General features: G+C 62.1%; 22 protein-coding genes. 7 read left to right on the top strand and 15 right to left on the bottom strand.

Annotated features, from left to right (window positions below; genetic code table 11):
• Window positions 1–53: 53 nt before the first annotated feature.
• The gene (locus E4633_RS18125) at window positions 54–3,722 is read left to right on the top strand and encodes a PAS domain S-box protein (RefSeq protein ID WP_135872346.1); all 3,669 of its coding nucleotides are present in this window, start codon (window positions 54–56) and stop codon (window positions 3,720–3,722) included.
• The gene (locus E4633_RS18120; protein ID WP_135872344.1) at window positions 3,719–4,690 is read left to right on the top strand and encodes a diguanylate cyclase; all 972 of its coding nucleotides are present in this window, start codon (window positions 3,719–3,721) and stop codon (window positions 4,688–4,690) included. The genes E4633_RS18125 and E4633_RS18120 overlap by 4 nt, the downstream gene beginning before the upstream one ends.
• Window positions 4,691–4,701: 11 nt before the next feature.
• Here the strand turns inward: E4633_RS18120 and cobO are convergent, their stop codons facing one another.
• The 10 genes from cobO to E4633_RS18070 form a co-directional block, all read right to left on the bottom strand.
• Window positions 4,702–5,283, bottom strand: a complete 582-nt coding sequence (cobO, locus tag E4633_RS18115; RefSeq protein WP_135872342.1) for a cob(I)yrinic acid a,c-diamide adenosyltransferase — start codon at window positions 5,281–5,283, stop codon at window positions 4,702–4,704.
• Window positions 5,284–5,312: 29 nt separating this feature from the next.
• Window positions 5,313–5,987: a sulfite exporter TauE/SafE family protein gene (locus E4633_RS18110; protein WP_135872340.1), complete on the bottom strand. Its 675-nt coding sequence runs from the start codon at window positions 5,985–5,987 to the stop codon at window positions 5,313–5,315.
• 38 nt (window positions 5,988–6,025) lie between these two features.
• Complete coding sequence (gene ccoS, locus E4633_RS18105; protein ID WP_135872338.1) at window positions 6,026–6,262, bottom strand: cbb3-type cytochrome oxidase assembly protein CcoS; 237 nt, start codon at window positions 6,260–6,262, stop codon at window positions 6,026–6,028.
• Window positions 6,255–8,660 (bottom strand): heavy metal translocating P-type ATPase, encoded by a 2,406-nt coding sequence (locus E4633_RS18100; protein ID WP_135872336.1) that lies wholly within the window; start codon window positions 8,658–8,660, stop codon window positions 6,255–6,257. The genes ccoS and E4633_RS18100 overlap by 8 nt, the downstream gene beginning before the upstream one ends.
• Window positions 8,661–8,671: 11 nt before the next feature.
• Window positions 8,672–9,127: a FixH family protein gene (locus E4633_RS18095; protein WP_135872334.1), complete on the bottom strand. Its 456-nt coding sequence runs from the start codon at window positions 9,125–9,127 to the stop codon at window positions 8,672–8,674.
• A gap of 120 nt (window positions 9,128–9,247) precedes the next feature.
• Window positions 9,248–10,471: a 4Fe-4S dicluster domain-containing protein gene (locus tag E4633_RS18090; RefSeq protein ID WP_135872333.1), complete on the bottom strand. Its 1,224-nt coding sequence runs from the start codon at window positions 10,469–10,471 to the stop codon at window positions 9,248–9,250.
• Window positions 10,468–10,959, bottom strand: coding sequence for a c-type cytochrome (locus E4633_RS18085; protein WP_135872331.1), 492 nt, complete (start codon window positions 10,957–10,959; stop codon window positions 10,468–10,470). The genes E4633_RS18090 and E4633_RS18085 overlap by 4 nt, the downstream gene beginning before the upstream one ends.
• 169 nt (window positions 10,960–11,128) lie before the next feature.
• Window positions 11,129–11,299 (bottom strand): cbb3-type cytochrome c oxidase subunit 3, encoded by a 171-nt coding sequence (locus tag E4633_RS18080; RefSeq protein ID WP_135872329.1) that lies wholly within the window; start codon window positions 11,297–11,299, stop codon window positions 11,129–11,131.
• A gap of 1 nt (window position 11,300) precedes the next feature.
• Window positions 11,301–12,164: a cbb3-type cytochrome c oxidase subunit II gene (locus tag E4633_RS18075; RefSeq protein ID WP_135872327.1), complete on the bottom strand. Its 864-nt coding sequence runs from the start codon at window positions 12,162–12,164 to the stop codon at window positions 11,301–11,303.
• A gap of 10 nt (window positions 12,165–12,174) precedes the next feature.
• Window positions 12,175–13,578 carry a cbb3-type cytochrome c oxidase subunit I gene (locus E4633_RS18070; RefSeq protein ID WP_135872326.1) on the bottom strand — a complete coding sequence of 468 codons (1,404 nt, stop codon included), beginning with the start codon at window positions 13,576–13,578 and terminating at the stop codon, window positions 12,175–12,177.
• A gap of 378 nt (window positions 13,579–13,956) precedes the next feature.
• Here E4633_RS18070 and E4633_RS18065 point away from each other — a divergent pair, with 378 nt between their 5' ends.
• Window positions 13,957–14,625 (top strand): hypothetical protein, encoded by a 669-nt coding sequence (locus E4633_RS18065; protein ID WP_135872324.1) that lies wholly within the window; start codon window positions 13,957–13,959, stop codon window positions 14,623–14,625.
• Here E4633_RS18065 and E4633_RS20650 read toward each other — a convergent pair.
• Window positions 14,622–14,795, bottom strand: a complete 174-nt coding sequence (locus E4633_RS20650; RefSeq protein ID WP_198419470.1) for a hypothetical protein — start codon at window positions 14,793–14,795, stop codon at window positions 14,622–14,624. The two genes, E4633_RS18065 and E4633_RS20650, sit on opposite strands and share 4 nt — an antisense overlap.
• 197 nt (window positions 14,796–14,992) lie before the next feature.
• Here E4633_RS20650 and hcp point away from each other — a divergent pair, with 197 nt between their 5' ends.
• A complete protein-coding gene (hcp, locus tag E4633_RS18060; protein WP_135872322.1) occupies window positions 14,993–16,639 on the top strand; it encodes a hydroxylamine reductase in 1,647 nt (548 codons plus the stop codon).
• Window positions 16,640–16,812: 173 nt separating this feature from the next.
• Here the strand turns inward: hcp and E4633_RS18055 are convergent, their stop codons facing one another.
• The 4 genes from E4633_RS18055 to E4633_RS18035 form a co-directional block, all read right to left on the bottom strand.
• Window positions 16,813–18,183: a cbb3-type cytochrome c oxidase subunit I gene (locus E4633_RS18055; protein ID WP_135872320.1), complete on the bottom strand. Its 1,371-nt coding sequence runs from the start codon at window positions 18,181–18,183 to the stop codon at window positions 16,813–16,815.
• Complete coding sequence (locus tag E4633_RS18050) at window positions 18,180–18,896, bottom strand: c-type cytochrome (protein ID WP_135872318.1); 717 nt, start codon at window positions 18,894–18,896, stop codon at window positions 18,180–18,182. Before E4633_RS18050 ends, E4633_RS18055 begins: the two co-directional genes overlap by 4 nt.
• A 349-nt stretch (window positions 18,897–19,245) precedes the next feature.
• Window positions 19,246–19,941 carry an iron-sulfur cluster repair di-iron protein gene (ric, locus tag E4633_RS18040; RefSeq protein WP_407925466.1) on the bottom strand — a complete coding sequence of 232 codons (696 nt, stop codon included), beginning with the start codon at window positions 19,939–19,941 and terminating at the stop codon, window positions 19,246–19,248.
• A gap of 315 nt (window positions 19,942–20,256) precedes the next feature.
• A complete protein-coding gene (locus tag E4633_RS18035; protein ID WP_135872314.1) occupies window positions 20,257–20,676 on the bottom strand; it encodes a bacteriohemerythrin in 420 nt (139 codons plus the stop codon).
• Between the two features lie 199 nt (window positions 20,677–20,875).
• On the opposite strand from E4633_RS18035, the gene E4633_RS18030 reads away from it, so the two are divergent.
• From E4633_RS18030 to E4633_RS18020, 3 genes are all read left to right on the top strand, one after another.
• On the top strand, window positions 20,876–21,115 hold the full coding sequence (locus E4633_RS18030) for a DUF4160 domain-containing protein (RefSeq protein ID WP_135872312.1): 240 nt from the start codon (window positions 20,876–20,878) through the stop codon (window positions 21,113–21,115).
• Window positions 21,093–21,368, top strand: coding sequence for a DUF2442 domain-containing protein (locus E4633_RS18025; RefSeq protein ID WP_135872311.1), 276 nt, complete (start codon window positions 21,093–21,095; stop codon window positions 21,366–21,368). The genes E4633_RS18030 and E4633_RS18025 overlap by 23 nt, the downstream gene beginning before the upstream one ends.
• A gap of 154 nt (window positions 21,369–21,522) precedes the next feature.
• Window positions 21,523–22,476 (top strand): divergent polysaccharide deacetylase family protein, encoded by a 954-nt coding sequence (locus tag E4633_RS18020; protein WP_135872308.1) that lies wholly within the window; start codon window positions 21,523–21,525, stop codon window positions 22,474–22,476.
• Window positions 22,477–22,488 lie beyond the last annotated feature (12 nt).

The raw sequence follows: 22,488 nt of genomic DNA, 5'->3' as shown, positions 1-22,488 counted from the left end.
CCAACCGGGGCGCGGACCGCCGTGTCGCCGTCACAAGGAGCCCGCCGCCTGAGATGAAAAACCTGAGCCTCACAACGAAAATGAGCCTGATGGTGTCGCTGCTGGTGGTGCTGGTGCTCTCCTTCATGACCCTGTGCGCGTCATGGTTTCTGCAGGAGCAGTACGAGTCGACCGTTTCGGAGCAGCAGTTCTCCATGGTCTCCTCCATGGCCGAGGAGATCGACGGCAAGATACGCAGTGCGGCCGTACAACTCGAGGCACTGACGCGGACGGTTCCGCAGCGGCTTTTCAGCGATGCTGCAGCGGCGCAGCGGTTCCTGCAGCAGCGTCCTGACACCCTCGCCCTATTCGACAGCGGCATATTCCTCTTCGATTCCGGCGGCCGGCTCCTCGCGATGACCCCGCTGGAGCCCGGTCTCATCGGCAGGGATTACTCCTTCCGTGACTATTACCGGAATGCCGCGCGCACAAAGCAGACCGTTATCTCCGAGCCTTTCATCTCGACCCAGGCGCACCGGCACCCTACCGTCGCCCTGATCGTTCCGGTGCTCGACTCCGACGGCGCCGTCATCGGGATGCTAGGCGGAGCGGTCGACCTTTACAAGGACAACTTCCTCGGCAAGCTCGCGCACGCGCGCGTCGGCAAGAACGGCTACTTCTACCTGTTCAACCGCGACCGCTACATCATCGTGCACCCGGACCAGGGGCGGATCTTGAAGCGGGACGTCCAGGTCGGTACCAATCTGCTGCTGGACCGCGCCATCGCCGGGTTCGAGGGGGCCGGGGAGAACGTCAACTCCCGCGGTCTCGCCTCGGTGAGCTCGTTCAAGCGGCTGAAGAGCACCGGCTGGATCCTCGGCGCCAACTACCCGCTGGCGGAGGCGTACGCCCCGGCACGAAATGCGAAGTTCCTTCTTTTCCTTGGGCTTGCCAGCGCCGTTGCGGCGAGCATCTTCGTCTCGCTCTTCCTTATGAGGCGGCTCACGGCGCCACTTCTCACCTTCATCCGCCACGTCGAAGGGATTACCGAACAGGAGCGGGACCTGGAGCCTGTGGCAATCCACACCGGGGACGAGATAGGGAACCTCGCGCACGCCTTCAACCGGATGATCGAGGAACTGCGTCGGCAAAAGGATGCGGCGCGTGAGTTCCAGCTCGCCATCGACCAGGCGCCCGTGACCGTGCTGGTGACCGACCGCGAGGGGATCATCCGTTACGTGAACCCTCACTTCACCAAGGTGACCGGATACCTCGCCTCGGAGGCGCTCGGGCAGACCCCGAGGCTGGTCAAATCGGGGTGGCACCCCCGCGAATTCTACGCGCAGATGTGGCAGACCGTGCTTTCAGGCCAGGTCTGGCGCGGGGAGATGCGCAACAAGCGCAAAAACGGCGACCTTTACTGGGAGAGCGCGTCGATCTCACCGGTGAAGGATGCGTCGGGGGAGATAAGCAACCTCGTGGCGGTGAAGGAGGACATCACCGAGAGAAAGCGGGCCCAGGAGGCTCTGATCCGCAGCGACGAGCGCATAAGGCTATTGCTGGAGTCGACGGCGGAGGCGATCTTCGGCATCGACCTCCTTGGCAACTGCACCTTCGCCAACCGTGCCTGCGCAAGGCTTTTGGGCTACGACAACGCGGACGAGCTCCTCGGGAAGAACATGCACCTGCTGATCCACCACAGCTGCCCCGACGGATCGCCCAACCCGGTCCAGCAGTGCCCGGTCTACCAGGTGCTGCGCGGGAACAAAGGGGTGCATGACGACAAGGAGTACTTCTGGCGTGCCGACGGTACCAGCTTCGCGGTGGAATACTGGTCCTTCCCCCAACTGCAGGATGGAGAGCCGGTGGGCGGGGTGGTGACCTTCTTCGACATCACCGAGCGGAAACGGGCCGAAGAGGAGTTGCACCGCGCCACCGAGGCGGCCGAGAGCGCCACCCGGGCGAAGAGCGAGTTCCTGGCCAACATGAGCCACGAGATCAGGACCCCGATGAACGCGGCCCTCGGGATGCTCTACCTCTTGCAGCAGACCGAGCTTTCCGCACAGCAGAAGGAATTCTTGGAGAAGGCGCAGAGCGCCTCGGGGGTGCTCCTCAGGGTGATCGACGACATCCTCGACTTCTCCAAGATCGAGGCCGGCAAGATGGAGCTGGAGCACATCCCGTTCCGGCTGGAACAGGTGCTGGGAGACCTGGAAAACGTGGCGTCGGCCATCCTGGGTGAAAAGGAGGTCGCCTTCAAGGTCACCGCCGCCGGCGACATCCCGGAACTGCTGGTTGGGGACCCGATCCGTCTGGGGCAGGTGCTCCTGAACCTGACCGGGAACGCGGTCAAGTTCACCGAAAAGGGGAGCGTCGAGGTGGAGGCGGCCCTCGTAGCCCTGGAGGACGGGGAGGCGACGGTGCGCTTCGCCGTTTCCGATACCGGCATCGGCATGGACGAAAAGCAGCGCGAGGCGGTCTTTCTCCCGTTCAGCCAGGCGGACAGCTCCACCACGCGCAGGTACGGCGGGACCGGGCTCGGCCTCGCCATCTGCCGGGAGTTGGTGCAGCTCATGGCCGGCCGGATGTGGGTCGACAGCGAGCCTGGGCGCGGCAGCACCTTCAGCTTCGTCGCCCGCTTCGGCCTGAAGGACGCGGGGCAGGACCCGGTACCGCCGCCGCATGTGGCCGAAGGGGAGCCGCGGGACCTGTCCGGGGTGCGGGTCTTGCTGGTGGAGGACAACCGGATCAACCAGGAGGTGGCGCGGCTCATCCTCGAGCGCGGAGGCGTGCAGGTCGAGGTGGCGGGTAACGGGGCCGAGGCGCTTGCCATGGTCCATGCCGCCGGTGCCTCGTACCACGCCGTCCTCATGGACGTGCACATGCCGGTCATGGACGGGCTCGAGGCGGCCCGGCGCATGAGGCTTGACCCGGCGCTTGCCACGCTCCCCATCATCGCCATGACGGCGGGCGCCCTGCCGAGGGAGCGTCAGCTCTGCCGCGACGCCGGGATGAACGACCAGGTGGACAAGCCGATCAACATCCCGGCCTTTTTCGCCACCCTCGGGCGCTGGGTGGGGGCGGAGCCGCGCGTCATCGAGAAGGCGGCAGCAGTGCCGGATTTCCAGGAGGAGGGCGACATCCCCGAGCAGATGCCCGGGCTGGACCTGAAGCGGGCCATGGAGCGCATCGGGGATGGTCGGCTTTTGAAAAAGCTGCTGGTGAGTTTCCGCAAGGAGAACGCGGCGATGGTCGAGGAGATCGGGGCGGCGGCCTCGGTCGCGGATCTGAAGCTCGCCCGGCGCCTGATTCACACGGTGAAGGGGAGCGCGGGGAACCTCGGCGCCACCAGGCTTGGGAGCGCAGCTGCCTCCCTCGAGATTGCGCTGCGCGGCGAGGACGCTTCGCTTGTGCACCAGACCCTGGAGAGCTTTGCGGAAAAGCTCACCGAGGTGCTCGATGCCATCCGGCAGCTCGAGGAGCAGTGGGGTATTCACGGTGCGGAAAGAAGTAACGTGAAGATCGCCTGCGACGACCTGGAACAGATGGCGGCGCTCTCCCGGACCCTGGACCGCCTGCTGCAGAGCCAGAACATGAGCGCGCTCGCGGTTTGGGAGGAGATGCGCCCGCTTCTCTCCGGGGAGCTTGCGCAACGTCTGGACCAAACGCTGCAGATGCTCGATTTCGGGGACGCAGGCGCGGTCCTGAAGGAAATTATGGAAGAGCTGGAGATCACGCTATGAACCTTAGAAGCCAGATGAAGAGGCACAAGATCCTGATCGTGGACGACACCGCCGCGAACATCGAGATCCTGTACAAGATCCTCAAGGACAACTACGACGTCCTCTTCGCCAAGAGCGGCGCGGACGGCATCCGGATGGTGCAGGAGCAGCATCCCGACCTGGTCCTTTTGGACATCATGATGCCGGACATGGACGGGTACGAGGTCTGCTCGCTGTTGAAGCAGGACCGGGCGACGGCCCGGATCCCGGTGGTGTTCGTTACGGCGATGGGGAACGACGAGGACGAGGCGCGCGGGCTGGAACTCGGCGCCATCGATTACCTCACCAAGCCGATCCGCCCGCACATCGTCCAGGCCCGGGTGCGCAACCACCTGGAGCTGAAGCACCGGGGCGATCTGCTTGAGCGGCTCACCCGCGAACTCGAGGAGAAGAACCGCACCCTTGACGTCCTCGCGCGTAAGGACGGGCTCACCGGCGTCTCGAACCGGCGCCATTTCGACGAGGTGCTGCAGTCCGAGGTGCAGCGCGCCATGCGCAACAGCCGCAACCTCTCCCTCATCCTGTGCGACATCGACCACTTCAAGAGGTTCAACGACCTGTACGGCCACATGGCCGGGGACAAGTGCCTGCAACTCATGGGGGAAATTTTGCGGGATACATTCAAGAGGGCGGGAGAGGTGGTGTCGCGCTACGGGGGCGAGGAATTCACCATCATCCTCCCGGACACGAGCGCCGAACTCGCCGGGCACATGGCGGAGCGGCTGAGGCTCGCGCTTTTATCACAGGCGCTGCCGCACGGGCATTCCGAACACCACGTGGTGACGCTCAGCGCCGGGGTGGCGGGGACGCTCGTCGAGCGGGCGAATACGATGGAGTGGTTCCTGGGACGCGCGGACCAGGCGCTTTACCGCTCAAAGGCGGAGGGGCGTAACCGCGTCACCGTGGCGGCGGCCGAAGCGGACGACTAGATGCGGCGTCCTCAGTAGTCCACCCCGGGCTGCGGTTCTATCTCCTTGCGGTAGGCGTGCTTCACCTCGACCACCTCGCTTACCGTGTCCGCCAGCTCGATCAGTAAGGGGTGGGCGTCGCGGCCGGTCAGCACGAGGTGCATGAGGGGGGGCTTCGTCTCGAGGATCTCCAGCACCTGCTCGAGATCGATGAGCTTCAGTTGCAGGGCGTTGTTGATCTCATCGAGGATGACCATGTCGAAAAGGCCCGACGCCATCTTCTCCAAGGCGAGCTGGATCGCGTCCTGGGCGTTGGCGCGGTGCTCGCTCTTCGGGTACGGGTTCCCCTGGATGCCGCAGAACCCCTTGCCGGTCGCGTGCAGCTCCACCCTGTCTCCCAGAAGTTTCACCCCGTCCCACTCCCCGGCGTAAAGATCCCCTTTCATGAACTGGATGATGCAGACCCGCATCCCGTGCCCGAGCGCCCGCAGCGCCATGCCGAGCGCAGCCGTGGTCTTCCCCTTGCCGTGGCCGGTGATCACCACGGTCAACCCCTTCCTCACCTTCGGTACCAGTCGGTCTATCTTTAGCGGCGGGCTTCCCTGTTTCTTCATGACGTTGCCTCCACGGAGTCTTCCATTAATCAATGATGTGCGGCCATCTTGCCTAGGACGCGCCAAAGCCCCGCAACCCCCATGAGGGCGATGGCGAGACCTGCCGCCCGTAGCATGGCGTTTTTGAGCGCACCCGAGACGGCGCTCGAGGCGGTGCCGAAGGCAAGGAGCACGGGAACGGTACCAAGCCCCATGGCGGCCATGGTGGCGGCTCCGATCACCGGGCTCCCGGTACCGGCCGCGGCCAGAAGCGGCGCGTAGACAAGGCCGCAGGGTAGAAAGCCGAGCACGAGGCCAAGCGGCAGCGAGGCGAGGGGGGAGTTGGCGGCTAAGAGGCGCTTCAAGGGCGCGGTCAGAAAACGGGCGCCGGTCCCCTCCAGGGTGGAGAGGTTGAGGACGTTCAGCCCGAGCGCCGAGGAGAGCCCCACCATGATCACCATGAGGTTTGCCCCGACCATGAACCAGCGAAAGACCACTTTCATGGACATGAGGTCGAGGGATGAGCCGATCAGGCCGGCGACGGCGCCCAGGACGGTGTAGGTGGCGATGCGCCCCGTGTTGTAGAAGAGCTGTGACCTAAGGCGCGCCGCGAAGGCGTTACTGCTGTCTTTCAGGGAGATGGCGGCGACGATGCCGCCGCACATCCCGATGCAGTGGAAGCTCCCGGCGAGTCCTGCGAGGAAGGCCAACCAGATCTGTAGCATTTCGGTCTCCTGTGCGCTGTGTCAATGGGATGGTGGGGCTACTGCCGGCTTTGCGGGTCATGCGCTGAAGCGTTGTCGTCGCGGCCGTCGGAAGGAGGCTCCGCCGCGCCGGTCCTTTCTCGATCCGGCAGAGGCGTCTCGTCGTCGAGCATCCTGTGCTTCGGGCGCTCCATGTCGTTGAACTCCCCCCGGTGCACCCCCCATAGAAAGAAGAGCCAGCAGCCGCAACCAAGGCAGAAGGATAGCAGGATGAGCGCGATAAGCGAGCTAGTCATGCGGCACCCGCAAAAGTCTCAGCGAGTTCCCCACGACGCAGACCGAGCTTAACGCCATGGCGGCCGCGGCGTAGACCGGGGTGAGCTGCCCGGTCATGGCAAGGGGGATCCCGATCACGTTGTAGAGAAAGGCCCAGGCGAGGTTCTGCCGCACCACCTTCATGGTGCGCCGGGCCATCCGGTGCGCGAGCGCCAGCCGGTCCAGGTCCGCCTTCGCGAGTACTAAGTCCGAGGTCTCCATGGCGATGTCGGTCCCGCCGGCCACGGCGCAGCCGACGTCCGAGGCGGAGAGGGCGGGGGCGTCGTTGATGCCGTCACCCACCATGAGCACGGTCGCTCCCGCACCCTTCAGTTTCTCGATCTCCCGCGCCTTGTCCGATGGCGAAAGCCCGCCAAGGCCGAGCGCTACCCCCGCGCCCCGGGCAACCTTGTCGGTGCACTCCTGGCGGTCGCCGCTCAAAAGGAGGGTGTCGATCCCCTGGCGCCGGAAATACGACACGAGCCCCGGCGCGTCGTCGCGTATCCGGTCCTTGAAGATGAGCGTCCCTGCGTAGTGCCCCTTGCGCGCGACGCCCACCACCATGCCCCCCTCGGGGGACTCGACCCCGTCCGGGATCCCGGTGACGCCGAGACGCTCGAGGAAGGTGACGCTGCCTAGCGCCACCGTCTCACCCGCCACGCGCCCTTTGATCCCGGCTCCCGCCAGGGTCACTATTTCGGTGCCGGTCGGGTAGTCGATTTCGTGCCGATCGGCGTAGGCCCTGATCGCGTGGGCCACCGGGTGCAGCGAGCCCCGCTCGACGGCCGCGGCGAGGGCGAGCACCTCTTTGGGCTTCACCCCAGGTACCGGCTGGATGTCGACCAGCATCGGGGCGCCCTGGGTGAGGGTCCCGGTCTTGTCGAAGACGGCGATGGTGATACGGCTTAAGCGCTCGAGGATGTCCCCACCCTTGAAGATGACGCCGAAGGAAGCGGCGGCGCCGGTGCCGGCGAGGATCGCGGTCGGGGTGGCGAGGCCCAGGGCACAGGGACAGGCGATGACCAGGACGGCGAGGGCGATCATGAGGCTGGCACCAAGGGCCCTTCCCTCCCAGTAGTGCAGGCAGAAGGTGGCGACCGCGAGGGTCAGTACGGCCGGGACGAAGTAGGCGGCGACCCGGTCGGCTATCCCCTGGATCGGGGCGCGCCGGCTCTGCGCCTCCTCGACCAGGTGCGCGATCCGCGCGATGAAACTCTCCCCCGCCTCGCGCAGGCAGGTCACCCGCAACGCGCCGGAGAGGTTGGTACTCCCGGCGATCACCTCGTCCCCCTTTTTCTTAAGCTGGGGGAGCGGCTCGCCGGTGGCGGCGGACTCGTCGACGTCGCTTGCTCCCTCCTCGATCCTGCCGTCCACGGGAAACCGCTCCCCGGGGGCGACGAGGATGAGGTCGCCGGGTTGGAGCTCGGAAGGGTCCACCGTCTCGAGCGTCTCTCCCGCGAAGCGCTGCGCCTGCCCCGAGGAGAGTTCCAAGAGCCTCGCGATACCCCCGGAGGCACGCCGCTTGGCGCCGTTTTCCAGAAGCCTCCCGGCGAGGATGAGGGTGACGATCATGGCCGCGGTCTCGTAGTACACCTCGCCGCCGGAAAAGGTCGCATAGACGCTGTAGCCGAAGGAGGAGAGGGCGCCCAGGGCGATGAGAAGTTCCATGTTGGGGGCGCCGTTGGCGAGGCCGCGCCAGGCGCCTTTTAAGAAGGGCCAGCCGCAGTAGAAAACGACCGGTGCGGTCACTACGAGCGAGAAGAGCTGCAGGTACCCCTTCATCTGCGGCTCGATCCCCTGGAAGTAGCCGGCGTACAGGGCGAAGGCGTAGGCCATGAGCTGCATGCTGAGGAAGCAGGCGGTCCCGAAGCGGATCAGGAGGTCCTTCTGCTCGCGCCTTGCCATCTCGCGCACCTCGCTCTCGGTGTAGGGACGGGGCGCGTAGCCGATCTGGTCGATGCGGTTGAAGATGGCGGCGGGAGAGGTGATGCCGGGGTCGAACAGCACGCGGGCGCGGCCGGTGGCGTAGTTGACGCGCGCCTCGACGACGCCGGGGAGCGCGCCGATGATCTTTTCGATGAGCCAGACGCAGGAAGCGCAGCGGATGCCGTCGACGATGATGTCGATGGCGCTCCCTTCGGCCGACTCCCGGACGAAGCCGGCGAGGTAGCTGTCGCGAAAGCCCCCCTTGAAGGCCTTCGGGATGAGCCCCGTTTCCTGCCACTGCCGGCGGCGGTAGTAATCGGAGAGCCCGGAGCCGCTGATCAGCAGGTAGGCGCCGTGGCAGCCGTGGCAGCAGAAGGGGAGCACGGTGTCACCGCTGCGCTCCTCGACCAGCATCCCCGGTGGTATGTCGCCGCCGCAATGAAAACAGGGCACGAAGACTCCTCTCAATTGAAGAACACGACCTTCCGGCTCGCGCTCGCCTCACCCTTGGTGAAGACGAGGAGCCCCCGAAGCTCCGCCTTTCCCGTGGCGGGCCAGGGGGAGACGAAGACGCCCGGGGCAGCCTCGGTAAGCGACAGCACCGCCGGGTTACCGGCGGCTTCGCTACGGAACTGCAGCGCCCCGCCCGTTATCGGCGCTCCCTTCTCGTCGTGGACCCGCACCTGCAGGTCGCGTCCGGCAAGTGAGGCCGACATGCTCCAGCGAAGGCCGGGGTTTCTCGCGCCGCTTTTGGTCCGGTCGTAGTTCAGGCCGTTTTCGTAGTACTTTGCATCGGTCACCCCCGCTCCGTGTTGCATGGACATGAGCATGGTGCCCGCCATGCCCAGGAGAAAGACGGCGATCATGAGCATGATGGAGAGCTGCCAGCGGCAGGGGGATAGATTTACTGTCTTCTGCATCGTTTCCTCGTGTTCCCTCCCCAGGAGGGGGAGGGGTAGGGAGGGGGAAGGTTTCCGATTACTGAAAGCTTCCCCCCTCCAACCTCCCCCCTCCGGGGGGAGGCTTTTTCTGTGCTGCATCTATCGGAGTGCTACCGGCAGCGGACTTGCCGCCACCACTTTACCCGCGGTAACGAGCCTCAGCTCGACGACCGTTCCCGGCGCCGGCGCGGGCTTCAGTTTCAAGGCGAAGCCGATCTTCCGGTTCTCATTCGCCGAGAGCTCCACGTCCCGCACCGGGCCTACCAGCTCGACCCGGTAGCCGGGCATCGGCGCCGTCTCCAGTTGGAAGGTCCCCGCCGCATCGGAACGGTTCTCGATGTACGCCGAGTAGAAGTTCACCAGCGAGCCGTCGGCAAGCGTCTTCACCTCGCCGCTCGCGTTTCGCTGCACCTTGAGGGTCGCCTCCTTGCGCGTCGTCACCCCGACCACCAGGAGCACCGCGAGAAGCGTTACGACGCCGCCGACCAGAAGCGCCTTCTTGTTGATCGCCCGCGAACCGTCGGGAGCGGGCGGGCCGAAGGTGTAGTGAATGAGCCCCCCGCTGCCCCGCGGTGCCATAACGTCCCGGCAGGCGTCCAGGCAGCGGCCACAGTTGATGCACTCGATCTGCAGCCCCTTTCGGATGTCGATCCCCATCGGGCAGGCGCGCACGCAGGAGCCGCAACGGATGCAGGCTTCCTTGAGGCCGGGATCGAATTCCAGGGTAAGGGTGCCGCGCTCCATGGCCATGAGCTGGATGCGCCCGTAGGGGCAGACGGTCTTGCAGAAGGTGCGCCGCACGAAGGCGAGGTCGAGGTAGACGATCACCCCGGTCGCCGCGAGGGAAATCCCCGCCACGGCACCCAGGCTTCCCGATAGAAGCCGCGCGAAGAAGTCCGGAGGCGCTATGAAATACCAGACCAGGTTCGACGCCACGAGCGCGGAGAGGACTAAGTAGCCCGCGTGGCGCAGCGCCCCATCGAGCGGGGCGGGGATGCCCCTGGTGCGTGCGTCGAGCCAGTCGGCGAGGTCTCCCAGGGTGGTCTGGGGACAGAGCCAACCGCACCACACCCGGCCAAAGAGCATGGTGACGAACAGGAAGCCAAAGACCAGGATCAGCACCACGACGAGGAGGAGGTAGAACTCCTCGATGCGCAGCTTCGCGCCGAAGAAAAGGAGCGTCCTCGTCCCGGCGTCAAGGCGCAGCAGCGACTCGCCGCCGGGGCGGATGAACGGCACTACGAGGAGAAGCAGGGTGCAAAGCCACTGCACCGTCTTGCGCTTTGGTGCTATGCGTGCCGTTTTGAAGGGAGGCAGAATCAAAGCGACAGCACGTACTGAACGAGCCCCTGGATCTTGTCGCCGGAGAGCTCGTTTTTGAAGCCGGGCATGCCGCCTGTGCGTCCGTCGGAAATAGTTGCGGTCACCTCGGGTGCCGTCTTGCCGTACTTGTAGGTCTTCGCGGTCAGGTCGGGGCCGATGCCCCCCTTGCCGTCGGCGCCGTGACAGGAGGCGCAGCGGGCGGCGAACTCCTTCTTCCCTTCACCGATAAGGTTCGTCGTCCTGATCTCCTCGTGCGCCGGCACCGCCTTTGCCGCCGACTCCTTCTGCGTCTGTGCGGCGAGGCGCGCCTCTTTGGCCTTCTTGATCTCGGCGAATTCGCCGTAGGAGCTCCACCCGCTTAACAGGTAGTAGGCCATGAAGATGACGCCCCAGGTCACAAGCCCCCAGAACAGGATCCTGAACACCAGCGGCGCGTGTTTCTCCGCGCGGTACCTGATGCCGTCGTATTCCTTATTTTCATCGGACATCGCGTCCTCCTTTGCTGATTTTTTTGAGGTTGCTGTTGCCCCCCCTCCCCTTGCGGGAGGGGGTAAGGGGGTAGGGGAAGGTGCCATTCATTTCCGTTGCTTGCGGCTTCACCCGCCCCCCGCCCCCCTCCCGTCAAGGGAGGGGGAGGTTCTGGCGCCGATATTTCCCCTAAGTTTCAGGATGGTCGTGTTTCTTCGGTTGGTCGTCGTCCATCATGCGGAACTTCGGTTCCTCCCCTTTCGCCCGGTGCGCCTTGCGATAGGTGCGCGCCACGATGGCCGCGAAGACGATGAAGAGGAACAGGGTCACCCCGAGGTAGTAGATGCTGGCGCTATCCATATCACTTCCTGTGCACGGATTTGAGGTAGGTGACCAGCTTCCAGGTCCGCTCCTTGCCGAGTGTGTCGCCGAAGGCGGGCATGCCACCCTCCGTAATGCCGCTGTAGATGGTAGCGAAGACCTTGGCATCCGGCTTGTCCATGTCGCGCAGGTCCGGCCCCACCTCGCCCTTCAGTTCGATGCCGTGGCACTGCGCGCAGTGCTCGGCATAGAGCTTCTGAGCCTCGGGAAGGACGGAGAGGTTGTCCTGGAAGGGGTTCTTCAGCTCGCCCACCACCTCGGCCTTACCGGTTTTTCTCCAGGGGATGTCGTTCCCCACCTTCTGCATGTAGGCGACCATGGCGTCGAGCTCGGTCTTACCCTTGAGGGCTTCGATATCGGCCTGCGTGTACGGGAACTTGAGCGCCTTCATCTTTTTCTCGGTGAGGCTCGTATCGAGCGGCCGGTCCAGGAAGGCGTAGGAGGGCATGTTGGAGCGCGGCACCATGGCGCGCGGGTCCTTCATGTGCTTCACGTGCCAGGCGTCCGGGTACTTCCCGCCGATCCTCGCGAGATCGGGGCCGTTTCGGCGCGACCCCCAGAGGAAGGGCTGGTCGTAGACGAACTCGCCGCTTTTCGAGTACTCGCCGTAGCGCTCGGTGTCGGAGAGCAGCGGCCGGACCGTCTGGGTGTGACAGTTGTTACATCCCTCGCGGATATAGATGTCGCGCCCCTCGAGCTGCAGCGGGGTGTAGGGCTTAACGGAGGCGATGGCGAGCTTCGGGTCGTTGATCCACCGGAAGGGGAGGACCATGGTGATGATGGTGCCGACCAGGATGGTAGCCGTGGCCAGGAGCAGGAAGATGATGGGCTTTTTCTCTAGCATGGCGTCCCTCCTAGGCCGGTTGTACCGCGGCCTGGGGCTTGCCGCTGGTGATGGTCTTGTAGATGTTGTAGAGGAAGAGCAGGAGCCCGGCGAGATAGATGACGCCGCCCGCCGCCCGCATGTACCAGTAGGGGTAGAGCTCGGCCATGGTCTCGATGAAGCTGTAGTGCAGGCTACCGTCCGGGTTGGTCGCGTTCAGCATGGCCGCCTGCTGCACCCCGGCGATCCACATCGTGATGGAGAAGATGAGCTGTCCGGTCAGGACGAGCCAGAAGTGCATGTTCGCCATCGGTATGCTGTAGACCTCGGTGTGATAGAGCCTCGGGACCGTGTAGTAGATGGCGGCGAAGAGGACGAGCGAGACCCAGCCGAGCGTTCCCATGTGCACGTGCCCGGGTACCCAGTCGGTGAAGTGGATGAAGGCGGAGAAGGTGCGGATCGACTGCGACGGCCCCTGCAGCGTCTGCATGCCGTAGAAGGTGATGCCGAAGATCAAGAACTTGACCAGGTAGTTCTCGCGCATCTGGTGCCACTGCCCGTTCATCGAGAAGTAGCCGTTGAAGACGGCGGCCCAGGAGGGGGCGATCAGCATGACCGAGAAGCCCATGGCGAGCGTCTGGACCCAGTCCGGGACCGGGGCCCAGAGCAGGTGGTGCGCGCCGGTCCAGAGGTACATGAAGATGAGGCTCCAGAAAGCGACGACGCCCATCCTATGGCTGTAGATGGGGACGCCGGTCGCCTTGGGGAGGAAGTAGTAGAAGATGGCCAGAGGCGGCGTGGTGAGCACCATGGCGACCGCGTTGTGCCCGTACCACCACTGCACGTTCGCGTCGTTCGCGCCCGCGTAGGCGGAGTAGGACTTGGTGAGCGAGACCGGGATGGACGCGTTGTTCACGAGGTAGAGCACCGCGACCCCCACCAGGGTGGCGAGGATGTACCAGAGCGAGATGTACATCTGCTCCTCGCGCCGTTTCACGATGGTCATGACGATGTTCACCGCAAAGATCACCCAGAGCACCACGACGAGGCTTGCCACCGGCCACTCGAGCTCGGCGTATTCCTTGGAGCGGTTCATCCCCATGGCGAGGGTCACCGCGGCGAGTGCTATCACCACGTTGAAGAGCCACAGCTGGGCCTTAGCGAGTGCCGGGCTCCAGAGGCTCGTTCGCGTCAGGCGCTGCGTGATGTAGATGAAAAAGGCCATGAAGCTGCCGATACCCCAGCCGAAGATCCCGGCGTTGGTGTGGATCGGGCGCAGTCGGCCGTAGGTGAGGTAGGGGGGGAAGTTGAGTTGCGGGAAGGCAATCTGGAACGAGATGAAGACCCCGACCAGCACCGCCACGAGACCCCACACCATGCTCCAGATGATAAACCCTTTGACGATGTCGTCAGCGTACCCATCCTGTTGGTTCATGCCGTCCTCCTGGGGATGAATGGATCAATAAAGGCAACTACTGGACGATGGTGACATCGTGCCGTCACCCGTCGCTCTGTTGCCGGAAGCTTCTGTCATAAATGTTGGATCTGCCGTGACTTTGTCTGAGGGATAGAGTTATTGTCGGAGGAACGTCCAATGATGCCGCAATAACAAAGTGTTAGTTTAGGTGGTAATCACGCTTTAGCAAGCATTCCGCTTGTATACGGGTTAATTTTTTACCCCCTTTTGGCTGTAGAAAACGGCAGGGGTGCCGAATAGGCAAAGTGAGGGCGTTCCCGCGTTGACTGGCGCGGGTTCCCAGCTACCCTATTTGATGTCGTCCGGACCGGACGGTGCATGCAGCCCGAGGATCATATGAGTACAGGCGAACTTATTTACTATATTGCGGCAGGTGCAACCCTTCTTGTTGTCTGGATCGGGGCGACCTACTGGGCGGTCAACTTCTTCATCAAGCAGGTAACCCAGCAGAGCTGCCACGATTTCAGGATGCGCATGATGGCCGAAGCGGAAAGGGCCTTGAAGCTGTTCCGGGAGGGGCTATGCGAGCAGATCGTACAGCAGGAGAACAAGTCCGACGCGTTGGCGCGGCTCTACGCCACCCTCATCGACCAGTTGCGGCTCGGCAGGGAGTTTATAGGTTCGGTGACAGAGGGGGAGCGGTCCCGGGCGGAGAAACAGTTGAGAACCATCAGGGGCACCGGTGAGAGTTTCGCCGATACCTTCCAGAAACAGGGGCTCTTTTTCTCCGAGGAGTTCACCAGGACGGTGAAGGACCTCCTGACCCAGCAGAAGGCGGCACAGGAGCGTCTGGAGGAACTGCTGCGTCGGGTGCAGCGGGAGCCGCAAAACGCGCTCGCCCTCGATGACCTGAAGAAGGAATGGGGGCAGTTCGAAGACCATCTGAACCGGCTCATGGATTTTGTGCGCAACGAGTTCCGCAGGCGCAACCCGGTGAGCAGCGTGATGATGAAGTGGCTGAACGAGACACCGGCCTCAGGGGCGTCAGCCCCTCCTCCCAGCTAGTCCTTCTTGTCCAGCGGTTCGGGCTTGCAGAGATGGTCCTCCTTCTTGGCCGCCCGACCGCATTTCTTGCAGAGGTAGCGCGGTTCCGCCACGATTTTCTTCAACTCCTTCAGGTTGTCCTTGATCTCGTCCTTGTCCCACTTGCACAGTGTTTTCGTGTCCTTCCCCATGGCGTTAGTTCCTCTCTCTTTGAAGTCAATTTATCTGTATCAGGAAACGTAGTGGCACTTATTAGCAATCGTGCTTGCGTGTTAAGCTGATTTAATATTGTTTTTGTGTCAGTGCGGTTGAAATGAAATTCTTTCCCGATATAGTAAATCAGTTTTCGAAATTTCCCAGTGACATCAATAGAAAAGGAGGATTTCATATGTCGATGTTTTGCCGTCAATGTGAGCAGGCCGCCAAGGGGACCGGGTGCGAGGTAGTGGGGGTCTGTGGAAAGAATCCCGAGGTTGCCGCCCTGCTGGACCTGATGATGTACGGGCTCAAGGGACTGGCCATCTATGCTGATAAGGCAAGGGAGCTCGGCGCGCACAACACCGTCGCTGACATGTACCTCGTCGAGGGGCTCTTCACCACTGTCACGAACGTCGACTTCGACCCGGTGCAGCTCGCCGGTAAGCTGAGGAAGTGCTACGACCTGAAAGAGCAGGTGAAGGCGATGTACGAGACCGCGTACCGCGAGCAGAAGGGGGGCGATGCGCCCGCCATCACCGCGGGACCGGCAGCTTGGGTGATCGCCGACAACCTCGAGGGGCTCGTGGCCCAGGGGCAGGCGCAAGGGGTGAAGACCCAGCAAAGCGACCCGGATCTCCTCTCCGCCATCGAGATCATCATCTACGGTCTGAAGGGTATGGCCGCCTACGCGAACCACGCCTGTCTCCTCGGCAAGACCGACGAGGAGGTCTACGCCTTCTTCCACAAGGCGCTTGCCGCCACCACCGATCCGACCAAGGGGCTCATGGATCTGGTCGGCATCGCCATGGAATGCGGCAAGGTGAACATCAAGGTCATGGAGATGCTGAACACCGGGCATGTCGAGCACTACGGCCACCCGGTCCCGACCAAGGTGCAGCTTGGCACCCGCAAGAACAAGGGGATCCTGGTCTCCGGCCACGACCTGCGCATGCTCGAGGAACTCCTCAAGCAGACCGAAGGGAAGGGGATCGACATCTACACCCACGGCGAGATGCTTCCGGCCCACGGCTACCCCGGGCTCAAGAAGTACGCGCACCTCTACGGCAACTTCGGCGGCGCATGGCAGGACCAGGCGAAGGAGTTCCCGAACTTCCCCGGCGCCATCATCTTCAACACGAACTGCATCCAGCGCCCGGCGGACAACTACAAGGACCGTCTCTTCACCTGGGGCGAGGTGGGGTGGCCGGGTGCCAAGCACCTGACCGGCTACAAGTTCGACGAGGTGATCAACAAGGCGCTCGAATGTCCCGACATGCCGGACGCACCGGGCCAGGAGATCCTTACTGGCTTCGGCCACAACGCGGTGCTCGGCGTCGCGGACAAGGTGATCGAGGCGGTGAAGGCGGGTGCGGTGAAACACTTCTTCCTGATCGGCGGCTGTGATGGCGCCAAGAGCGGGAGGAACTACTACACCGAGTTCGCCGAGAAGGTGCCGAAAGACTGCGTCATCCTGACCCTTGCCTGCGGCAAGTACCGCTTCAACAAGCTTGAGTTCGGCGACATCGGCGGGATCCCGAGGCTTCTCGATGTGGGGCAGTGCAACGACGCCTACTCCGCGGTGCAGATCGCCTCGGCGCTGGCGGGTGCCTTCAACTGCGGTCTGAACGACCTGCCGCTCTCCTTCATCCTCTCCTGGTACGAGCAGAAGGCGCACGTGATCCTGCTGTCGCTTCTGTACCTGGGCGTGAAGAACATCAAGCTGGGGCCGGCGCTTCCCGCGTACCTGTCCCCGAACGTGCTGCAGTTCCTGGTCGACAACTTCAACATCGGTCAGATCGGCAGCGTCGACGCCGACCTGCAGGCGGCCCTCGCTTAGTAGCAGAAGAAGAAACAGCAGCGGTACAACAGAAAAAGAAGTAGGTAGCTCCTTAGTCTCTGCGCCAGGTCCTCTCAGACCTGGCGCCTTTTTTTTATTCGCCCGACTTTACTGGTGTGAACGAAGGAAGGGGACCTTGCTGTTTGCAGGGTCCCCTTCTTTATTCCCCTCTGCTAGATGTCGGCTGCCGGAGCGACCACCTGCTCTGGCGCGGGCAGGTTGGAGGGCCTGATGGTGAAGAGGTGGTAGACGGTGATGACGACACCGGCCAGGAAGACGAGGCCGACACCGAAGGCGACCCGGAACCAGAACATCATGGTTAGGTGCGCCGTGCTGTAACCGATATCCAGGAAGCGTTCCAGGTAGGTCTGCAGGATCCCCGCGATCCCGAAGACGAGCCCCAGGATGAACATCCCGATGGTGGTGATCCAGAAGCCCCACTTGCCCAGCCGGTCGTCATACTTGTTGATCCCTTTGAGGCGCGGCATGGCGAAGTAGAAGATGGTGAGGTTCAAAAGGGCGTAGGCGCCGAAGAAGGCTAAGTGGCCGTGCGAGACGGTGACCTGGCTGCCGTGGGTGTAGTAGTTGATCGGCGGCAGCGTGTGCATGAAGCCCCAAAGACCGGCCCCGACGAGGTGATAGATGGCCAGTCCTATGATGTAATACCAGGTGAGCGGGTTCACGATCGGGTTTTTGCGCTCACGCACGTGCATCCAGGTGTCCACCACCATGAGCACGATGGGAAGCGGCTCGAGGGCGCTGAAGATGCCGCCCCACCAAATCCAGTAGTCAGGCGCACCGATCCAGTAGTAGTGATGGCCCGTGCCGACGATGCCGGTGAAGAGGAAGAGTCCGGTTTCCACGTAGAGCCATTTCTCCACCACTTTCCGATCCACCCCGGTAACCCTCATGATGATGTAGGCGACGATCGATGCCGTCACCACCTCCCATGCCCCCTCCACCCAGAGATGGATCACCCACCACCAGTAGTAATAATCCGTGTTCAGGTTCTGGTAGAAGGGCATGCCGAAGAGGTACATGAGCGCCAGGAAGGTGACCCCGCCCAAGAGCATCCACTGCAGCGCCGTGCGGACCTCGGCTTTTATGATGGTCATGGCGACGTTTGCGATGAACATGAGCGCCGCGACCACGATGACCCAGTCCAAGGGGAGGGGGATTTCCAGGAGTGGCTTGCCTTGCGTCCATCCGAAGAGAAAGCCCACCACCGCTGTGACCGCCGCGCCGACAAAGATGATGAGTTGCAGGTAGGCGATTTTTTCACTGAAGAGATCCCTGGAACACTCGGGTGGAAGGATGTAGTAGGTTCCTCCCATGAAGCCGAGCAGCATCCAGGCGACCAGGAGGTTTGTGTGCAGCGCCCGGGCGGTGGAGAACGGGAAGACGTTGACCAGTTCCTGCGGCAGCGTGAAGGCGTAGTTGATGGAGAGCCAGAGCCCGAGGATCACCTGCAGGATGAAAAGCACCAGGGCAAGACGGAAGTACCACAGCGACACCCGCTGGCTTTGGTATTCGATCAGCATCATTTGCTCACCTCCTTGGTCGACTTAAGGCTCAGGATGAAGTCGGCGATGATCCCGGCTGTCTGCGGCGAGACGTCCTGCGGCGGCATGGCGACCCCCGGCCGCACCGATTGCGGGTTGATCATGTAGTTGATCAGGGTCTGGCGATCGTAGTTGATCCGGTTGGCGATGGCGGTCAGGTCGCCGCCCACGTTGCGCCCCTGGTTCTCGAAGGTGTGACACCCGCCGCATGCCTGCAGGATGAGGTGCACCTTGTCGAGCTTCTGCGGCTGGGACTCGCGCAGCTTGTACGCTTCCACGAACTTCTCGTCCTGGGGCGGCCAGTGGCGGTTTTCGATATCGCCGACCCAGCGCAGGAAGGTGACCAGTTGCTTCGTCTCCGTTTCGGTGACGCCGAGCTGGGGCATCTTCCGGAAGGAGTTTTTGTACATCACCTCCGGGTGCTGCACTATCGAGGCGATGTTGTTCTCGCCCAGGCGGTAGAAAGCCTTGGTCATGTCCGGCGCGTAGTAGCCGCCGAAGCCAAGGATGGTGTGGCAGTCGTTGCAGTTGTACTTGTGCCAGACTTTCTTGCCTGCCACGACCTGCTCGGTCAATTTGTCGGTGTGGGTGAACTTCGGAGTCTGCTTGTGGAAATCGTAGGTCTGCCAGAGGAAGATCGCGGCGGAGGAAAGCGTCCCCAGCCAGAAGATCAGACGAGCTGTTTTCCCGGTCATACCACCCCTCCTGTTTGTTGGTTTTGAGATTTCTTTGAATATTCTAATGATCGAACAGCAGAAGAATATCGTGGGGGATGGGGAAGTCAACCGTGGAGGAAAAACAACACCCCGAAAGGACTGGGGATGTCCGCTTCGGGGTGTTGTGTGATGCTATGGCTCCCCGGCAGGGGCGCCTCATGTGGGTACTGCTGGCTTCTTCTTAATCCTTTCGCCGCCTCAAAGGGCAGAGCGAAACCGCCGCCATACCCAGCCAGGAGAGCGCGAAGAAAGTCACTATGATCGTCATGGTTGCTCCTTTAATTCAATCAGTTCCGTAGCATGCAGCCTCACGGGAGATTGGGCTTCCTCAGAGCTTCGCGGCCTTCGGGAAGAGGATGTTGTTTTCCAGGTGCACGTGCTTGTGCAGGTCGTCCTCGAACTCCTTCAGCTTCTCGTAAGTGACCATGAAGGTATTGCAGACGTCGTCGGGGACGGTGTAGTTCCTGGCGAGCCGGCGTATCTCGTGCACCGCCGCGCCGACCTCGTCGTGCTCGTGCCCCAGTTCGGCGAGTACCGCCTTCAGCTTCGTAATCTCGTCGCCGGCCGGCGACGCGCCCTGCTCGTGCAGTTCCGTCAGCCGTTTGATGGCCGGGAAAAGCTGCTCCTCTTCGCTTTTAAGGTGCTGAGCCATGTCCATGGCGACCTTCCTGAAGATCTGCGCGATCATCACGACCTCGGGGTGGTTTTCCCCGTGTACCTGGGCGATCTTGTCGGCATAGGCTGCGATGGTAGGGATGTTCTCCTTGAGGTAGCTGTGATGCTGGTTCTTGATGTAGTCGGCGAGGAAGGGGAGCTCCCAGGCGTCGAAGTTCTGGCTGCGGTCCTGCGGACGGACGGCCACCTCTTCGAGCTCGCTGCGCAGCGCCTCGATATCTATGCCTTTTTCCCTGCATGCCTGCGTCAGCGGGACGTTTCCGCCGCAGCAGAAGTCGATGCCGTATTTTTCGAGGACCTCGGCGGTGCGGAAGTCTTTTGCGACCACTGAGCCTACGGTTTCAGTCATTGTGGTTTCCTGAGTCTCTTTTTCCATGGTGTCGCTCCTTGGCCGCTGACAAGGGCGGCCGGTTCAGACGTTGTGTGAGCCATCTGCTGTTAAGCCCATGGTAGCACCAACGGCTCAAAAACGTATGATTCAGGTCAAGAAAAGGTGCATTCATTCTGATAGTGGGGAGCGCGGCTATGAATTGCCGTCCAAAAAAAAGGCCGTATCTGGCCTGACGTTCCCCCCTTGGCGAAGGGGGGGCGGGGGGATTTGCCTGTCATTTGAAATATGGAATTGAGCACCCGGCCGACCCAGCAGCGCCCGAAGGCGTGAGAATCAGCGCGTGGGAAGCTGTGAAGAATTCTGTACGAAGCGGCCGATGGCGCGGTCCATGGTTGAGATGTGGTCGATGAGCCAATTGGTGATGAAACCGGTCATCGTCGTGACGAGGGGGGCGGTGAGTCCTTCCACTTTGAGGCGCTCTTTGAGCTTGTTGACCTCTTCCACAAACGCCACGTGCTTGGCGCGGTGCTTGTCGAAGTCGGGGTAGCGCACCTGCTGCATCAGCTTCTCTTCGTCTTTGAAGTGGGTGACGGCGTACGCTTCGAGGAACCAGAACATCCTCATGATCTCGTCGGTACTCTGCCGGGACTGGTAGGCGTCGGCAAAAGCGTTGAACTTGTCAAAAAGAAGCTTGTGCTGGATATCTATCTCAAGCACACCTATGTTCAGATCGTCGTTCCATTGCATCAACATGGCTCCTCCGGTTAATCACTGCGGGAACTTTTATACCTACTCTTCTTTTTGTAATCAATATATTTGTGACTGCCCAAGCAAGAGCCGCGGGTCCGGCCTCTCTTGATACCCAGGAAACGCGAGAAGATGTTGATAATTTGACACAATTTGCAGGCTCGGCTATAGTGCTCCGGTGTCCATGCCTTAGCGGGAGGTGGTTATGCCAACTGTTATGAGAAGTGGCACGTACCGATTTCACTTCTACTCGGACGAGGGGAGAGAGCCGCCTCACATCCATGTGGAAACGCCGGACGGTGAGTGTAAGTTTTGGTTGAACCCGATACGGCTGGCGAGCAACAAGGGGATCAGCCCGCTGGTGTTGAGAGACATCGAGAGGCTGGTTTACCGTAACAAGGAACTGTTTGAGGAGAAGTTTCATGAAATCCACAAGCGCAGATAACGAAGCGGTGGAACCCGCAGCAATCAGGGCCTGGGCTGAGAGCCGCACCGTTTTTGTGGAACTCACCGACGGCAGGATCATAGGTTTTCCCGCCAATCGTTTCCCTTTATTGGCACAGGCAACCGATGAGGAGTTGAAAGAAGTGACCATCAGGCTGAATGGTTTCGCTCTTAGATGGGAAAAACTCGACGAAGACATTACCGTGCCCGGTATAGTGGCCGGGAATTTCCCGTTACCTTACGTGATGAACTGATCGGCCTCGTTGCCCGCTTCCTCTCCCCTTCCTCTGTCTAATCCCCGTGCAAATCATTTGCAATGTCACAGCGCGTCATGCTATCTCACATTAAAACATCGGGCGTTGAAATCAGTTTGGATGCCGGCCCCTATCAGGTCTGGCGGAGGTAGTTGTGGCGAAAAAGGGCAGGGCGGTAAACAGGCGAAAATCTTCTTCCGGCGGCGGACGCAGGCCGCTTTTTGCACTTCTGGCGGTAGCCGTTCTCATCGGCCTAACCTTTTTGTTGCTCGAGTGGTTCAAGAAACCGGCGCCGCCGGTGGCTCCCCCGCCGAAACCATCAGTTTCCGCTCCGAAACACCTGCCGTTACCGGAGCGGGCGGCACCCGTGCAGCAGAAGATGTCCACTGCAGCGGCCACCCCCGCCCTTAAGCAGCACCCGTCTGCGTTGCCGAAAGCGCACGGTCCTGGGCGTCTGGCCATCATCATCGACGACATGGGGACGAACCTGCAGGAGTTGAAGACCCTGCAGTCGATCGGTCAGCCGCTTACCTACTCGGTGATTCCGAGCCTAGCCCATGCAAAAGACGTGGCCGAGGGGGCGCACGCTGCCGGTGCCCAGGTGATGGTGCACATGCCGATGGAGCCCGAGGGGTACCCGAAGCAGAAGATGGAATCGGTTGGGGTGCTGGTATCGATGGACGACGAAGAAGTCGCCGGACTGGTGAGGGGGTATTTCCGCACTGTCCCCCATGCCGTAGGTGCCAACAACCACATGGGATCGCGCTTCACCCAGGATGCCGGGAAGATGAGGGTGGTTTTGCAGGTGTTGAAAGAGAAGGGGGTATTCTTCGTCGACAGCAAGACCAGTCCCGCTTCGGTGGGGTACCGGGAGGCGAAGGCCATGGGGATGAAGTGTGCGGCGCGCCAGGTGTTTTTGGACAACGTGCAGGATGAGGCGGCGATCGGCAGGCAGCTAGCCCAAGCCGCGGCCATAGCAAGAAAAAAGGGTGCGGCGATAGCTATCTGTCATCCGCACCCTGCGACCATGCGAGCCCTGAAGCTCTATATGCCCGAACTTGCCCGAAGCGGTATCACCTTCGTCCACGCTTCGGAGCTGGCTTCTTAACGGCCGTTCTAC

This window comes from Geomonas terrae, assembly GCF_004791675.1.
Taxonomy (GTDB): domain Bacteria; phylum Desulfobacterota; class Desulfuromonadia; order Geobacterales; family Geobacteraceae; genus Geomonas; species Geomonas edaphica.
The sequence above is the reverse complement of the archived record's forward strand: the minus strand, read 5'-3'. Positions and strand labels throughout refer to the sequence as shown.

Bases quoted from the DNA above. Each gene is read 5' to 3' on its own strand.
- cobO (WP_135872342.1), bottom strand. From the start codon at position 5,283: ATGAAGAAACAGGGAAGCCCGCCGCTAAAGATAGACCGACTGGTACCG.
- E4633_RS18125 (WP_135872346.1), top strand. From the start codon at position 54: ATGAAAAACCTGAGCCTCACAACGAAAATGAGCCTGATGGTGTCGCTG.
- E4633_RS18050 (WP_135872318.1), bottom strand. From the start codon at position 18,896: ATGACCGGGAAAACAGCTCGTCTGATCTTCTGGCTGGGGACGCTTTCC.
- E4633_RS18075 (WP_135872327.1), bottom strand. From the start codon at position 12,164: ATGCTAGAGAAAAAGCCCATCATCTTCCTGCTCCTGGCCACGGCTACC.
- E4633_RS18120 (WP_135872344.1), top strand. From the start codon at position 3,719: ATGAACCTTAGAAGCCAGATGAAGAGGCACAAGATCCTGATCGTGGAC.
- E4633_RS18070 (WP_135872326.1), bottom strand. From the start codon at position 13,578: ATGAACCAACAGGATGGGTACGCTGACGACATCGTCAAAGGGTTTATC.
- E4633_RS20650 (WP_198419470.1), bottom strand. From the start codon at position 14,795: ATGGGGAAGGACACGAAAACACTGTGCAAGTGGGACAAGGACGAGATC.
- E4633_RS18025 (WP_135872311.1), top strand. From the start codon at position 21,093: ATGAAATCCACAAGCGCAGATAACGAAGCGGTGGAACCCGCAGCAATC.
- E4633_RS18035 (WP_135872314.1), bottom strand. From the start codon at position 20,676: ATGTTGATGCAATGGAACGACGATCTGAACATAGGTGTGCTTGAGATA.
- E4633_RS18055 (WP_135872320.1), bottom strand. From the start codon at position 18,183: ATGATGCTGATCGAATACCAAAGCCAGCGGGTGTCGCTGTGGTACTTC.
- ric (WP_407925466.1), bottom strand. From the start codon at position 19,941: ATGACTGAAACCGTAGGCTCAGTGGTCGCAAAAGACTTCCGCACCGCC.
- E4633_RS18085 (WP_135872331.1), bottom strand. From the start codon at position 10,959: ATGTCCGATGAAAATAAGGAATACGACGGCATCAGGTACCGCGCGGAG.
- E4633_RS18065 (WP_135872324.1), top strand. From the start codon at position 13,957: ATGAGTACAGGCGAACTTATTTACTATATTGCGGCAGGTGCAACCCTT.
- E4633_RS18095 (WP_135872334.1), bottom strand. From the start codon at position 9,127: ATGCAGAAGACAGTAAATCTATCCCCCTGCCGCTGGCAGCTCTCCATC.
- E4633_RS18110 (WP_135872340.1), bottom strand. From the start codon at position 5,987: ATGCTACAGATCTGGTTGGCCTTCCTCGCAGGACTCGCCGGGAGCTTC.
- hcp (WP_135872322.1), top strand. From the start codon at position 14,993: ATGTCGATGTTTTGCCGTCAATGTGAGCAGGCCGCCAAGGGGACCGGG.
- E4633_RS18080 (WP_135872329.1), bottom strand. From the start codon at position 11,299: ATGGATAGCGCCAGCATCTACTACCTCGGGGTGACCCTGTTCCTCTTC.
- E4633_RS18030 (WP_135872312.1), top strand. From the start codon at position 20,876: ATGCCAACTGTTATGAGAAGTGGCACGTACCGATTTCACTTCTACTCG.
- ccoS (WP_135872338.1), bottom strand. From the start codon at position 6,262: ATGACTAGCTCGCTTATCGCGCTCATCCTGCTATCCTTCTGCCTTGGT.